12 protein-coding genes and 1 pseudogene are annotated in these 13,597 nt (G+C 68.8%); 8 read left to right on the forward strand and 5 right to left on the reverse strand.

Annotation, left to right across the window (positions count from 1 at the left end; all coding sequences use genetic code 11):
- Positions 1 to 80: 80 nt before the first annotated feature.
- Positions 81 to 1,613 (reverse strand): serine/threonine-protein kinase, encoded by a 1,533-nt coding sequence (locus E0H45_RS08570; protein WP_238154864.1) that lies wholly within the window; start codon positions 1,611 to 1,613, stop codon positions 81 to 83.
- 95 nt (positions 1,614 to 1,708) lie between these two features.
- Between E0H45_RS08570 and E0H45_RS08575 the strand changes: the two genes are divergently transcribed.
- The 6 genes and pseudogenes from E0H45_RS08575 to E0H45_RS08595 all read left to right on the forward strand — a co-directional run bounded on the left by E0H45_RS08575 (position 1,709) and on the right by E0H45_RS08595 (position 7,516).
- Entirely contained in the window at positions 1,709 to 2,269 is a 561-nt protein-coding gene (locus E0H45_RS08575; RefSeq protein WP_131335854.1) for an RNA polymerase sigma factor, read from the forward strand.
- Positions 2,270 to 2,295: 26 nt separating this feature from the next.
- A complete protein-coding gene (locus E0H45_RS08580; RefSeq protein WP_131335856.1) occupies positions 2,296 to 3,525 on the forward strand; it encodes an MFS transporter in 1,230 nt (409 codons plus the stop codon).
- Positions 3,526 to 3,570: 45 nt separating this feature from the next.
- On the forward strand, positions 3,571 to 4,575 hold the full coding sequence (dhaK, locus tag E0H45_RS08585) for a dihydroxyacetone kinase subunit DhaK (protein WP_131335858.1): 1,005 nt from the start codon (positions 3,571 to 3,573) through the stop codon (positions 4,573 to 4,575).
- 2 nt (positions 4,576 to 4,577) lie between these two features.
- A complete protein-coding gene (gene dhaL, locus E0H45_RS08590) occupies positions 4,578 to 5,198 on the forward strand; it encodes a dihydroxyacetone kinase subunit DhaL (RefSeq protein WP_131337700.1) in 621 nt (206 codons plus the stop codon).
- Positions 5,195 to 5,596: pseudogene (gene dhaM, locus E0H45_RS43770) on the forward strand (dihydroxyacetone kinase phosphoryl donor subunit DhaM); the annotation flags it as partial. The gene dhaL and the pseudogene dhaM, both read left to right, overlap by 4 nt.
- Before the next feature lie 54 nt (positions 5,597 to 5,650).
- Complete coding sequence (locus E0H45_RS08595) at positions 5,651 to 7,516, forward strand: HPr family phosphocarrier protein (protein WP_337590409.1); 1,866 nt, start codon at positions 5,651 to 5,653, stop codon at positions 7,514 to 7,516.
- On the opposite strand, the gene E0H45_RS08600 is transcribed toward E0H45_RS08595, so the two are convergent.
- From E0H45_RS08600 to E0H45_RS08610, 3 genes are read right to left on the reverse strand one after another with little or no spacing between them, the layout of a single operon-like run.
- Positions 7,495 to 8,151: a cupin domain-containing protein gene (locus E0H45_RS08600; protein ID WP_131335862.1), complete on the reverse strand. Its 657-nt coding sequence runs from the start codon at positions 8,149 to 8,151 to the stop codon at positions 7,495 to 7,497. The genes E0H45_RS08595 and E0H45_RS08600 overlap by 22 nt on opposite strands.
- Positions 8,148 to 8,690, reverse strand: coding sequence for a GNAT family N-acetyltransferase (locus E0H45_RS08605; protein ID WP_202872228.1), 543 nt, complete (start codon positions 8,688 to 8,690; stop codon positions 8,148 to 8,150). The genes E0H45_RS08600 and E0H45_RS08605 overlap by 4 nt, the downstream gene beginning before the upstream one ends.
- Before the next feature lie 14 nt (positions 8,691 to 8,704).
- Positions 8,705 to 9,484, reverse strand: a complete 780-nt coding sequence (locus E0H45_RS08610; protein WP_131335866.1) for a MarR family transcriptional regulator — start codon at positions 9,482 to 9,484, stop codon at positions 8,705 to 8,707.
- A 170-nt stretch (positions 9,485 to 9,654) separates the two neighbouring features.
- On the opposite strand from E0H45_RS08610, the gene E0H45_RS08615 reads away from it, so the two are divergent.
- Together E0H45_RS08615 and E0H45_RS08620 are read left to right on the forward strand one after the other, a co-directional pair.
- The gene (locus E0H45_RS08615; protein WP_238154865.1) at positions 9,655 to 10,245 is read left to right on the forward strand and encodes an RNA polymerase sigma factor; all 591 of its coding nucleotides are present in this window, start codon (positions 9,655 to 9,657) and stop codon (positions 10,243 to 10,245) included.
- Entirely contained in the window at positions 10,232 to 11,065 is an 834-nt protein-coding gene (locus E0H45_RS08620; RefSeq protein WP_131335868.1) for a hypothetical protein, read from the forward strand. Before E0H45_RS08615 ends, E0H45_RS08620 begins: the two co-directional genes overlap by 14 nt.
- On the opposite strand, the gene E0H45_RS08625 is transcribed toward E0H45_RS08620, so the two are convergent.
- Complete coding sequence (locus E0H45_RS08625) at positions 11,058 to 13,463, reverse strand: beta-L-arabinofuranosidase domain-containing protein (RefSeq protein WP_131335870.1); 2,406 nt, start codon at positions 13,461 to 13,463, stop codon at positions 11,058 to 11,060. The two genes, E0H45_RS08620 and E0H45_RS08625, sit on opposite strands and share 8 nt — an antisense overlap.
- Between the last annotated feature and the right edge of the window lie 134 nt (positions 13,464 to 13,597).

Below are 13,597 nucleotides of genomic sequence, written 5' to 3' on the forward strand. Positions count from 1 at the left end.
GTAGAACCTGCGGCGCGCGGACTGGAGCAGCGCCGGCGACGGCCGGAGCCGTTCGGTCGGTAGACGCATGGGGGACTTCCTCAGTCGGAGTACTGCACCGAATCGGCGATCTCCGTGGCTCGGTAGACATCCGATCCGGGTACGACCACCTGTACGAGTAGCGAGCCGCCGTCCCCGTGATCGACGACTCGTTGGAGGAGCACGATATCGGCACCGAAGCAGTCGGCGGACAACCGGTCGGTTACTGAGAGTTCACGAACCATGTGCGGCAGCGGAGTGCCTTCGGTGCCGCACTGCTTGCCGTCCGGGACCGCCAGCTTCGACTTCGACACTCCGATGAACACGCCCGGCGTCTTCCCCGACCAGTCCGGATCACGGCTGACGCGGAACGCCGGAGCACTGCCGGTGCCACCAGGTGCGGTCCAGTCCGACTGGGCCATCGACTGCGCCCAGGCCTCGGGCAGCGTCACCGAGAATTGGCCCTCTGAGACCTGGACCATCTTGCGGCCCGAGAGGTACCAGTGGCCGCCGTACCCGACGCCGCCGCCGACCACCAGCGCCAGCAGAGCCGCAACCACCCATCGCCCGCGCCGCCGCTTCCTGGGCGCCGCCGTCTCCACCGCGGCAGTCTCAGCCTCAGCGGCGTCGGTCTCGCTGGCGTCGGGCTCCACCGCGGCGCTCTCCACCGCGACGGTCTCAGCCTCCGCGGCCTCCGACGGCTCGGCCGGTTTCACGATCGTCGGCTGGTTCTCGTCGCTGAGCGCGGTCTTCGCGTCCAGGTCGTCGGACGCGACGATCACTGTCTCGCGGGTCGAGAGCGGGAAGTCGCGCGTGTTCTCGTCGAGCGCGCCCACGAGCTGCCGCGTGAACGACTGCACGTCCGGCCAGCGCTTCTCCCGGTCCGGGTCCAGCGCCCGGACGATCGCCGCGTCGACCTGACCCGGCAGCTCGAACCCGAGTGAGCTCGGCGGCGGCGCGACCTTGACCCGGCTCGCGGCGCCCAGCCCGTCGACCTGGTGCGGGGACCGCCCGGTCAGAGCGGCGTACGCGACCGCGCCCAGCGAGTACTGGTCGGCGCGCTGGTCCAGCCGCTCACCGAGCGCCTGCTCAGGAGCGACGTACGACGGGGTGCCGCCGGGCATCGTGATGCGGGAGACCTCGTCGAGGGACTTGCCCAGCCCGAGGTCGGACAGCACCGCCCGCTCGCCGTCGTCGGTGCTGCGGAACAGGACGTTCGCCGGTTTCACGTCGCGGTGCAGCAGGCCGCGCCGGTGCAGCGCCTGCAGGCCGCGGCCGACCTGGACCACCACGTCGACGGCGTCGGCCAGCTCCAGCGGCGCCTTCTTCAGGCGGTCGGCGAGCGTGCCGCGGTCGGCGTACGTGAGCACGAGGAACGGCCGGCCGTCCTCGAGTTCGCCGACGTCGTGCACCTGGACGACGTGCTCGGACTCGACGCGGCGCAGGAACCGGCCCTCCTCGAGGAACCGATGCCGGACCGAGTCGTCGTGCCCCCAGTTGTCGGCAAGCACCTTGATCGCCACCTCGGCGTCGAGCTGCTCGTCATGAGCGAGCCACACCGTGGCGAAACCACCCGAGCCCAGGCGTCGGCGCACGACGTATCGACCGAGTCTGGTTGGGACCCCCATACAGGGCATTATGGGTCATTGGAGTGTCCTTCACCGGGGACCGATCACGAGCAAAGGCGCAGATGAGCGAGAGCACCAGTCCGACCGACGACCTCGCCACCCTCGCGGAGCAGGCGCAGGCGGGCGACAAGAACGCGATGGACGACCTGCTGCGGCAGGTGTATCCGCGCGTCCTGCGGATCTGCCGCAGCGTCCTGCCGTACTCCGCCGACGCTGAGGACGCCGCTCAGGAGGCACTGCTCAACATCGCCACCAAGATCAACTCGTTCTCCGGTCGTAGCAGCTTCTCCACCTGGGTCCACTCCGTCGCGGCGAACTCCGCGCGCTCGACGTACCGCAAGCTGAAGCGCACCGCCCAGGCCGCGCATAACCCCGAGCAGATGGAGAGGCCGGACCCGCGCACCACGAGCGTGATCGCGGGCACCCGCCTGGATCTCCTGGAGGCCCTGGAAACGCTGGAGCGGGACCGCCCGCAGATGGTCACTCCGCTGGTGCTGCGCGACGTCTACGGCCTGTCCTACGAGGAGATCGCCGCCGTGGTCGGCGCCCCGCTGGGCACCGTCAAGTCCCGGATCCACGACGCCCGCGAGGTCGTCCGCCCGCTGCTGCGCCCCAAAGACTGACCTGACACCGGCATACCCTCGCGGTTATGACCGCCCGGGGGTTGCTGCACAACGGTGACTACCTGAAGCTGCTCACCGGTCAGACGATCAGCTCGATCGGCTCCTCGATGAGCTCGTTCGTGTTCACGCTGCTCGGCCTGGCGATCACCGGTTCCCCGGTGCAGGCAGGTCTCGTCGGTACGTCGGCCGCGCTCGGCGGGATCCTGGCGGCGTTGCCGGGCGGCGCGCTGGCGGACCGGTGGAGCCGACGCAAGATCCTGATCGGGTACAGCCTGCTCGGCAGCGTCCTGTTCGGCTCGGTGGCCGTCGTGGGCTGGCTCGGCCACCTGACCCTCCCGCACCTCATGGTCGTCGGCCTGGTCAACGGCGCGGGCTACGGCTTGTTCATGCCCGCCGAGACCGGCGCGCTCCGGCAGATCGTCCCGCCGGAGGACCTCGGCACCGCGCTCGCCGCCGCCCACGGCCGGCAGAACCTGGCGCAGTTGGCAGGAGCGCCCCTCGGCGGCCTGCTCTACTCGATCGGCCGGGCGATCCCGATCGCGGTGGACGCGGTCTCGTACCTGGTGATGGCGATCATGCTCACCACCATCCGGCACCCACTGCCCGCCACGAAGCCCGAAGGCGGCGCGCACGAGCCGATGCTGAAGGCGATCCGTACCGGGTTGACCTGGCTGTTCCGCCAGCGCGACCTGCGGACGATCGCGATCGTCGCGACGCTGCTGAACTTCGCGGCGAACGGGACGATCCTGGTGCTGATCCTGAGCATGCAGCAGCGCGGCGTACCGGCCTCCGTGATCGGCCTGCTGGAGACGGCGATGGGGGTCGGCGGCCTGATGGGCGCGTTCGCGGCGCCCAAGCTGCTGGGCAGGTTCACCACCGGCCGGATCACGATCGTCGGCGCCTGGATCATCACGGTCACGTTCGCGGGTACAGCGGCGAGCACGCGACCCGTCGTACTGATCCTGCTTCCGGCACTGGCGATCTTCCTGCTGCCCGCACTGAACTCCGGCCTGTTCGGCTATCAGATGCTGATCACGCCGGACCACCTGCAGGGGCGGGCGCAGAGTGCGTTCATGTTCCTGTCCAACGGCGCGGCCCCGCTGGCCCCGTTCCTCGGTGGCCTGTTCCTGGAAACGCTCGGCGCGCGGGGCGCTCTGCTGATCTTCGGCGGGCTGCTCGCGATCGGCTCCGTACTGCTCACGATCAGTCGGCCGATCCGCTCGATCCCGTTGCTCTCCGAGGTCGAGGCGGCCTGATTCGGGGTCTCCCGTTCCGGGCCTGGGTGTGCTCAGATGGGGACCATGAAGAAGCTCATCAACGACCCGGCCGATGTTGTGAGTGAAGCGCTGCAGGGGATGGCGGCGGCGCACCCGGACCGGCTCCGGGTGGACCTGGAGAACCGGATCGTCTACCGCAAGGACGCGCCGAGACCCGGCAAGGTCGGGCTGATCTCCGGCGGCGGGTCGGGGCACGAGCCGATGCACGGCGGGTTCGTCGGGCTCGGGATGCTGGACGCGGCCTGCGCCGGTGAGGTGTTCACCTCCCCGGTGCCGGACCAGATGATGGCCGCGACCAAGGCGGTCGACGCGGGCGCCGGCGTACTGCACATCGTGAAGAACTACACCGGCGACGTGATGAACTTCGAGATGGCCGCCGAACTGGCCGCCGCCGACGCCGGCACCGAGGTGCTGTCGGTGGTGACGAACGACGACGTCGCCGTGCAGGACAGCCTCTACACGGCCGGTCGCCGAGGCGTCGGCGTGACCGTGCTGCTGGAGAAGATCGTCGGTGCGGCCGCCGAGGAGGGCCGCCCGCTGCAGGAGGTCGCGGACCTCGCGAAGCGCGTCAACGACAACGGCCGCAGCATGGGTATGGCGCTGACGTCGTGCACCGTCCCGGCCGCCGGCAAACCGACGTTCGAACTGGCCGAGAACGAGATGGAGGTCGGCATCGGCATCCACGGCGAGCCCGGCCGGCAGCGGCTGCCGCTGGCTCCGGCGCGCGACGTCGCCGCGATGCTCGTCGACCCGGTGGTCTCGGATCTTCCTTACCAGCAAGGCGATTCGGTGATCGCGTTCGTCAACGGCATGGGCGGTACGCCGCTGCTCGAGCTGTACCTGATGTACAACGAGGTCGCCCAGCTCCTCGACCGCGCGGGCATCACGGTTGCCCGCTCGCTGGTCGGCAACTACATCACCTCGCTGGAGATGGCCGGCTGCTCGGTCACGCTCCTGAAGGTGGACGACGACCTGGTACGTCTCTGGGACGCCCCGGTGAACACCCCCGGCCTACGCTGGGGCGCGTGAGCATGGGAGTCGATTCATTCGTCAGCTGGTTGCGTGATGTCGCTGTTTCGCTGCACGACAACGCGGCGTACCTGACCGAACTGGACTCGGCCATCGGGGATGCCGATCACGGCGCGAACATGGATCGCGGGTTCCAGGCGGTGGTCGGGGTGCTGGACGAGACGTCGTTCGACAGCGCCGACGAGCTGCTGAAGAAGGCCGGGATGACGTTGGTCAGCAAGGTCGGCGGGGCGAGCGGGCCGCTGTACGGGACGTTCTTCCTGCGGTTCGGGACCGCGCTCGCCGGGGCCGACCTGACGCCGGAGACGATCGGGAAGGGACTGCACGCCGGGGTCGAAGGGGTCCTTGCCCGCGGCAAGGCGGAGCTCGGCGACAAGACCATGTACGACGCCTGGGCGCCGGCACTGGAGGCGTACGACGCCGCGGTGGCGGGCGGATCAGACCTCGGTACGGCGCTCACTGCTGCCGCCGAGGCCGCGGCGAAGGGCCGGGACGCGACGATCCCGCTGGTCGCACGGAAGGGCCGCGCGAGCTACCTGGGTGAACGCAGCGCCGGCCATCAGGATCCCGGCGCGACGAGTACGACGCTGATCTTGGAGTCCGCTGCCCGAACGCTGCCATGATCGGGATCGTGGTGGTGTCGCACAGCCGCGCGCTGGCTGATGCGGCGGTCGGGCTCGCCGCGGAGATGGTTGCCGAGGACAAGCGCCCGGTGATCGCGGTCGCCGCGGGGCTGGACGCGACGACGTTCGGGACCGACGCGATGGCGGTCTCGGAAGCTCTTGGTGCCGCCGACAGTCCGGATGGCGTGCTGGTGCTGCTCGATCTGGGCAGCGCGGTGCTGAGCGCCGAGATGGCGCTGGAGTTCGTCGATCCCGAGCTGGCCGCCCGGGTGCGGCTGACAAGTGCGCCGCTGGTGGAGGGCCTGGTGGCTGCGGTTGTCACCGCGTCGACCGATGCGTCCTTGGATGCGGTTGCTGCGGAGGCCGAGCGAGGGCTGGCCGGTAAGCAGGATCACCTCGGCGTCGCCACCACCGAGACTGCTCCGGTTGTTGAGGCCGATCGCACCGTCGAGCTGGTTGTCGGCAACGAGCACGGCCTGCATGCCCGGCCGGCGGCGCGGTTGGTGGGGCTGGTCAACGGCTTCGACGCGGTCGTGGCGCTCACCGACCTGGACACCGGCAAGGGGCCTGTCGACGCGGGCAGCTTGAGCATGGTGGCGACGCTGAACGCCCAGCAGGGCCACCGATTGCGGGTGGGTGCGAGCGGCCAGCAGGCGGCCGAGGCGCTGGCGGCAGTCGAGGAACTGGCGAAACAGAACTTCGGCGACGGCTTCCCGGAGCTCGCTCCGGCGGGGTCGCAGCCGATTGGCTCAGCTCCTGGTGGGTCCGGGCTGGACGTGGCGATCGGGCCGGCCGTCCTCGCGGGGGCTCAGATCGAACTCGGTGATTATGTTGCCGGGGACAACGAGCTTGGCCGGCTGGACGACGCGCTCGCGACCGCGGGTGACCAGCTCCGTGAACTGCGGGACCTGCACGGCGACATCTTCGCGGCACATCTCGCCTTGCTGGGCGATCGCAAGGTGCTCGACGACGTACGAGGTTCGATCGCGGCAGGCGCATCGGCGCCGGCTGCGTGGCAGCAGGTGTACGGCGCGCTGGCGACTGCGTTCGAAGGGCTCGACGACGAGTACCAGCGCGAGCGAGCGCAGGACGTCCGCGCCGTACGCGATCGGGTACTGCGATTGCTCGTCGGAGTGACCGAAAAGGCGCCGACGGAGGGCATCCTCGTCGTACCGGAGCTGGATGCGGCGACTGCTGCCACTCTCGACGCGACGCGGATCGCGGGGATCGCCGTGCGGGCGGCGGGGACGACCGGGCACGGGGTGATCGTGGCTCGGTCGCGAGGGATTCCGTTGATCACCGGGATCGGGAACGTCGAGGTGCCGCCGGGTGCAGTCGTTTCCTTCGACGCCCGGACCGGCTCGTTCGAGGTCGCGCCCGACGAGGACCGGGTCCGCGCGACGATCACGGAGCGCGAGGGCGAGCGTTCGATCGCGATCGAGGACGCGGACCGGCCCGCCACCACCCGCGACGGTCGGACGATCGATGTGCTCGTGAACGTGGGCGTGATCCAGGATGCCGTCGACGCGCGCGGAGCGGACGGGTCCGGGCTGGTGCGCACCGAGGTGCTCTTCGGGGATCGCCGTACGGCGCCGACCGTCGATGAGCAGGTCGACGCGTTCCGCGCCATCGCACAGGCCCTCGGCGGCAAGCCGATCACGATCCGGACCTGGGACATCGGCGGCGACAAGCCGCTCCCGTTCCTCCCGCAGGACCGCGAGGCGAACCCGTTCCTCGGCGAACGCGGCCTCCGGGTCTTCCGCCGCCGCCCCGAACTGCTCCGCGATCAGCTCGAAGCGGTCCGGCGTACGGCGGCCGAGACGCCGGTGCACGTGATGTTCCCGATGGTGACGACCGCCGACGAGGTCGCGTGGGCGTTGCAGGAACTCGGCCCGCGGGACGGTCTCGAGGTCGGCATCATGGTCGAGGTCCCCGCAGCGGCGCTGCGCGTCGGCAGTCTCGCGACGGAGCTCGACTTCGTCAGCATCGGCACCAACGACCTCACGCAGTACACGACCGCTGCCGACCGGACCAACGCCGCCGTCGCACCGCTCGCCGACGGTCTCGATCCCGCCGTACTCCAGCTGATCGACCATGTCGTCCGCAACGCCGGTGTCCGCGTCGCGGTCTGCGGCGATCTGGCTAGCGACCCACAGGCCGCCGTACTGCTTGCTGCCCTCGGTGTCACCGAACTGAGCGCTGTCGGACCACAGGTGCCGTTGGTGAAGGCCCAGCTACGGCAGGCCGACCTGGGACGGGTCGACACTGCCGCTGTGCTGGCGGCTCGCGACGCGGCTCAGGTGCGCGGGCTGCTGTAGTAGCGCAGCTCTACCAGGTTGAAGCCGGAGGTGCGCTCTGGCTTGGCGGGGAGCGTGTAGCTCTCGCCGGGTTCGACGTAGGTGACGTCCGGGCTCGCCAGGTCCAGGTCGACGACCAGGGCCGGGTAGGCGCCGGTGCGCCAGGTGTACGACTCGCCGGCCTCAGGGGTGACGTGCTGGACGCGTACGTCGTCCTCGTCGACGACCACCTTGGCGGGGATCTCACCGGCCTCTTCGAAGCTGGACTCGGCGGGGACGCCGGCAACGCCGAAGTACGGGTCGCCGGAGGCCTCCTCGCCGAGGTCGAGCACCTCGATGAGGCGGTTGAGGTACAGCGCGTCGCCGTCGTTGGTGAGCATGTGCACCGGCGACACAGGCCGGTAGACCGAGCCGCCGACCGTCTCGCTCAGCTGTCGCGCCGGGCTGCCGTCCAGCCAGTCCATGTGGCAGGGCGAGGTCGAGAGGCACAGGACGACGTACGGGTTGTGGTGCAGGTGCCAGCCCTGGGCCTCGCCGGGCTGCAGCGACACCTCCCAGACGCGCACGCGTGAGTTCTTCAGCAGCACGCGGGTCCCGATCTCACCGAGCACGACCTCCGTGCCGTCAGGGGCGGTGACAGTAGTACCGGCGGTCATGCAGTCTCCTCAATTGGTCGTTCCATCGCGACACCGGCGAGCGTGGTGCCGTCCGGCATCGGTAGCTGGGCGGGCTCCACCTCGGTGAAGCCAAAAGCCTTGTAGAGCGGTACGCCGGGCAGCGTCGACATGAGTGCGAGGCGGGTGAACCCCTCCGCCCGCGCTGCGTCGGTGCAAGCGGTCAGGATCGCCCGGCCGAGTCCACGCCGCGTCCAGTCCGCGCGGACGAACATCGCCCTGATCCGGGCCGGCTCGGTCGCCGGGTCGAGCAGCCGTTCGTCCGCTCCCGCCGTACTCGCATTGAACAGCTTGTTCCGCCTGCTCCACCCACCACAGGCGACGACCTCACGACCCGCCTCCAGCACGTAGTAGGTGCCGTCGTCGATCAGTGCGGTGTCCAGCGTGGTGATGTGCTCGGCCGCGCTGGCTGTCTGTACGGCGTCGTAGTACGCCGGGAACTGCGTCTCCACCGCAGCCCGAGCCAACCCGGCCACCGCAGGCCCGTCGGCCGCCACCGCCAACCGCAATACAGCGTCCACACCCACAGGCTAGTTCACTCCGAACGGCGCTTCTTGGCCCAGTCTCGATACGCCAAGAACATGTTGCCTGCCGTCACCACGAGGAGAACCAGCAGCAAGACTGCACTGGGGTTCGTCAGGATGATGACGCCTGCGAACAGCAGCCCGGCGGCGAGGATCTTCGCCAGGCTCACGACCAACTCGCGGTCCGTCCGTGCCGGCGCAGCCGCGAACTTCGCCGCAGGCTCCGGACGGGGCTGTGGACGTCGCCGCACCGCAGCTGCTGCAGAACTCGGTACTCCAGACACTGGCTGACGTCGCCTGCCGCTTCCGCCGAACTTCCAGGCCAAGGCACCGACGGCAACGATGACGAACAGCACCGCAGTGGACAGATCCGCCTGCCCGGACACGATGGACCCACCGATGAACAAGCCCACGATCAGAACCGGCAGCAGCATCCAGCCGATCAGCGTCCACCCTGCCCGCCGTGCCTCCCTCGGGTCCGACTGGGGTTGCCGGGGCCGGATCGTTTCGGCCACGGTCGCTGCGAAGAGCTTTCCCATGGTTCTGAGTGGCGAGTTGGTGAGGTCCAGCATCACGCCCAGGCGGCCGGTGCCGGCCTCGGTCAGTTCGTAGTCGTCGGGGCCGTCGTCCTGCAGGCGCCGTACGACGAACCCCTCACGGATCAGCGTGTCCAGGGAGGCCTGGACCCGTTGGTTGCTCGCACCGGTACGGCGGACCAGCTCCGCCTGGGTCAACGGCGCGAACCGTAGGTGCTCCAGGAGCATGTGCTCCAACGCCGGATCGTTCCCCACAGGTTCCCCCCTCGACTGGCCCCAGCCTGATTCTCTCAGGTACTCGTGGTCATCGAACCCACACAGAAAGCTGCAGGAAGCTGCAATCTCGGTGCGGTGAAATGGGTGGACGGGCTGGTGGACATCTACCGGGTATGACGCTGATACCGATCGAGGCTCGGAGTGGGCCGGTGAGTGAGGGAGTCGTGCACGACCCACCACCAAATGCGCGCCGGGAGCGGTTCGAGCAGGTCTTCGCGACGCATCGGGAGGCGGTGCTCGGGTACCTGCGCCGCCGGACCGACAGCGGCCACGACGCGGCCGACCTGCTCGCCGACACGTTCCTGGTCGCCTGGCGCCGGCTGGACGACGTACCGCTCGACCCACAGACCAGACCATGGCTGTACGGCGTAGCGCGCCGGGTACTCGCCAACCACCGCCGCGGTGAGGGCCGCCGGCACGCATTGGCGACCAAGCTCCGTGGCGAGCTCAGCGACGCCGAACCGGCACACCCGCTGCTGGAGGACACTCCCGCGGCACGTGCCTTCCGCGCATTGCCGGAACAGGACCGGGAACTGCTGTCGCTGGTCGCGTGGGAGGAGCTCGACACGGGCCAGATAGCCACAGTCCTCGGCATCTCACGCAACGCCGTACGCATCAGGCTGCACCGCGCCCGGAAGCGGTTCGCCAAGTTGCTCACCGCCCCACTCGCGAACCGCATCGTGGTCGCTCTCAGCACTGAGTCCACCCTGAAAGAAGGGGTTTCCCATGAAGACGCATGACATCGACGCCGCTGTCCGCGGCCTCAACCCGCACCAGTCCACTGACAGCGTCTCGGACAACGCCTGGAGTGACCTTGCGGACGCCGTCACCACAGACGAGTCGGCTCCGGTAGTACGGCCCCTACGCCGCTCACAGCCCCGCCGGCTCGTGCTGGCCGCCGCCTGCACGTTGCTGATCGGCGGTGTGGTCGCGGCGACCGTGGTCAACCGCCCGGACCAGAACCAGCCGCAGGCGCTGTCGTTCACCGAACGCGGCGACAAGCTGATCGTTCGGGTGGTCGACCCGAACGCGGACCCGAAGCGCTACAACGCCGAGTTCAGGAAGATGGGCCTGGACGTGACGGTCCTGAGCGTCCCGGTGAGCCCGCCGTGGGTCGGCAGGATGATCAGCTTCAGCGGGCGCAACGACAAGGACATGGGCCAGCTCAGAATGCTGGAGCCGGGCGAGCAGTGCAACGGAACGCTGAACGCCTCGGACCCGGGCTGCCAGGAGGGTGTCGAGCTGCCGAAGAACTACGACGGCAAGACCGAGATCCAGTTCGGCCGCGTGGCGAAGCAGGGCGAGCTCTACGTCCACACCTCGTCGTCGGCGACGGACAAGGGTGAGGTGCTGGCCGGGCTGACGGTGAAGAACAAGACCATCGATCAGGTGCTGCCGCTGGTCAGGTCCCGCGGTGTCCGCGAGATCGAGTACCTGACCAGCGACGGCCCCAACCACGAGTCGGTGAAGTCCCCGCCCGGCAACTGGTACGTCGACGACGCCTCCGCGTTCGCCGAGGGCGAGGTCTCCTTGTTCGTCAGCCCGACGCCCGTCAAGTAGCTAGGAGCTGGAGCAAGCCTCCGGAGTACGTCGGACGCAGTACGGCCTCCACCCGGACGTACTGCGTCCGCATCGGTGTGAAGGTCGTCGTGTTGAGCCGGTCCACCGCCACGTCGTACGGCGTGGTGTTCTGGACCGGCTGCCACGTCTCACCGTCCAGCCACAGCACCTGCCAGGACTGCGGGACACGACACTGACCGGAGCCTGTGTCGTCGAACCAGTACGCCGAAACCTCGGACAGCTCCCGTACCGAGCGTAGGTCGTACTCGATCCATTCCGTCGTACCGCGGCGGTCCCACCAGGTGAAGCGCGGAATCGACGTGTCTGCAGAGGATTCCGGCGTACGGCCGGAATCTGGTGCCTCGAGCGAGTCACCGTCGTTCACGTGGGACGCGGTGATCCTGGTGCGGTAGCTCCACTCCTTGCCGTCTGCAGCGACCTGTGGGAACGACGTGACCCGCAGGCGGGCCGCACCCATCGGTATGAGGGTCACGGTCTCCACAGGTTCGTCTGACTGCGCTGGCCCCGGCTGGAGCAGTCCGACCACGTCCTCGGTGTCTGTCTCCCACTGCGGGATCCGCCGGGCCAGTGTGGTCAGTGCGAGCGGCACTCCGTCCGTGGTGAACGGGTTGTCGCCCGCCTCCCGTCGTACGACGTCGAAGGACGCGTCAGCGACCAGACCGTAGTTCCACGGCGATTCCGTGTAGACCGAGAGCTCCGGCCACTCGTCGGTACCGCCGATGCGCTCGTAGCGTTCGTCGATCTGCAGCGAGTAGGTCAGCGGGCCGCGATCGACCGACACCGAGTGCTGGTTGTCGTCCCACACCCGCGTCGTGGTGCGCATCGGCAGTGTGAGCTCGACGCGATCACCTGTGTGCCAGGTGCGGTCCAGCTTCATCCAGTCACCAGACGTCTGCACCGTCTGTCCGTTGACCTTCACCGTGACGTCCTGCGCCCATCCAGGACGCCTTAGGTAGAAGGGGAATCGGACCGGTCGCTGCGTCTGCACCGTGAACGCAATGGTGTCCGAGAACGGGTACTCCGTGTCCTGGACGACACTGACCGTCTCACCCGCTCCGACCGTCGCAGTCACCTTGCTGGCGGCGTACATCGACGCAGCGAGGCCGTTGTCCGTAGTGGCCAGCCAGAGCTCCTGCACGTAGTACGGCCAGCCCATGCCGTAGTTGTGCGGGCAGCAGCGGTACTGGTGTACGCCGTACTTGAAGGACTGCATCGCGAACGGGTTCTGGAACTGCCCGTGCTTCCGCCGGTCGTCGAGCTGCACGCTGTTGGCACAGGTGATGTAGTGCATGACCTGCTGCTGCGGGTCGTACGACGCCGGCAGCGAGTTGAACGCCAGCTCCTCACATCTGTCCGTCCACGCGACGTCACCGGTGAAGCGGGTGAGCAGCTCGCAGCTGTGCATCAACTCGACGATCCCGCACGTCTCGAACCCCTGACGCGGGTCACCGAACCCGGGTCGCGAGTTCTCGTCCCCAGCGAATCCACCACCTGGGAACTGGCCGTACAGCCCCATGACCGTCGCATAGTTCCGGTACGTCGCTTCTCGATGCTTGGCGTCTCCGGACAGCAGCCAGTACTGCAACGGCTCCCGGAAACCCTGCGCCAGGTTGACGTTGTGCCAGTTGGGAATGCCGTTGACGTAGTCCGCGGACCCGCTGTGCATCTTCGTCACCAGGTCGAGCAGCCACTGCTCCCCGGTGCGGTTGTAGAGCCAGTACGCGCTGTCGATGTTGTCGCCCCAGCGGAACGCACCCCACGACCGGTTGAACACCTCCGGCGGCTGCGTGTTCTGGAACCGCAGGTACTTCGTCATGAACGGAATGACCCGCTCGTCACCGGAGTACTCGTACCAGGACCGGAACGCGGCCAGCAGCGGCATGCCCGGCCAGAAGTCCGGACCGTTCTCCAGGGAGGTCCGCAGCCGCTCCGGACCGAACCACCCGTCGGCCGCTTGTGTCGCGAGGATCCCGTCCATCCACCGCTGTGTCCGGGTCAGTACGCCGCTGTCTCCGGTGACGTACCCGAGGTCGCCGAAGCCACGGAGCCAGTACGGCAGCTCCTCCCAGGCTCCCAGCGCCGGGTCGACCCAGCCGTTGGTCTCGTAGACCAGGAAGTCCGAGATCTCGTCGTACCGGCCGCAGAGCCCGTCGACCTGCAGCGCGAGTTGCTGCGCGAGCCAGCCGCGCGGCTCGATCGCACCGGGCGGGAGTTTCTGGAACGGGACCGGCCGGAGCGGGGCGCGCTGCGGGACGTAGTGCCCGCCGCGGCCGGCCGGTGGTCCGGACGGTCGGGCGGCGTCGGCAGGGGCCGGGTCGATGGCAGTCACGACTGCCGCCGCGGCGAGGGAGACAGCAAGGAAGTCACGTCGGGGCATTCCTTCTGGAGTGGGTTCGGGCATGGCGAGGCCTTTCGCGTGACGGGGGCGGACATCACTGTGACGGAAAGACCGCACACGTTTTCCGTCGTTGACAACGTAGGACTGACACCCGTGCCGGTCAAGATCAAACC

It is taken from the genome of Kribbella soli (assembly GCF_004331345.1).
In the GTDB taxonomy this organism is placed as follows: Bacteria; Actinomycetota; Actinomycetes; order Propionibacteriales; family Kribbellaceae; genus Kribbella; species Kribbella soli.

Bases quoted from the DNA above. Each gene is read 5' to 3' on its own strand.
- E0H45_RS08575 (WP_131335854.1), top strand. From the start codon at position 1,709: ATGAGCGAGAGCACCAGTCCGACCGACGACCTCGCCACCCTCGCGGAG.
- E0H45_RS08580 (WP_131335856.1), top strand. From the start codon at position 2,296: ATGACCGCCCGGGGGTTGCTGCACAACGGTGACTACCTGAAGCTGCTC.
- dhaK (WP_131335858.1), top strand. From the start codon at position 3,571: ATGAAGAAGCTCATCAACGACCCGGCCGATGTTGTGAGTGAAGCGCTG.
- dhaL (WP_131337700.1), top strand. From the start codon at position 4,578: ATGGGAGTCGATTCATTCGTCAGCTGGTTGCGTGATGTCGCTGTTTCG.
- E0H45_RS08600 (WP_131335862.1), bottom strand. From the start codon at position 8,151: ATGACCGCCGGTACTACTGTCACCGCCCCTGACGGCACGGAGGTCGTG.
- E0H45_RS08620 (WP_131335868.1), top strand. From the start codon at position 10,232: ATGAAGACGCATGACATCGACGCCGCTGTCCGCGGCCTCAACCCGCAC.
- E0H45_RS08625 (WP_131335870.1), bottom strand. From the start codon at position 13,463: ATGCCCCGACGTGACTTCCTTGCTGTCTCCCTCGCCGCGGCGGCAGTC.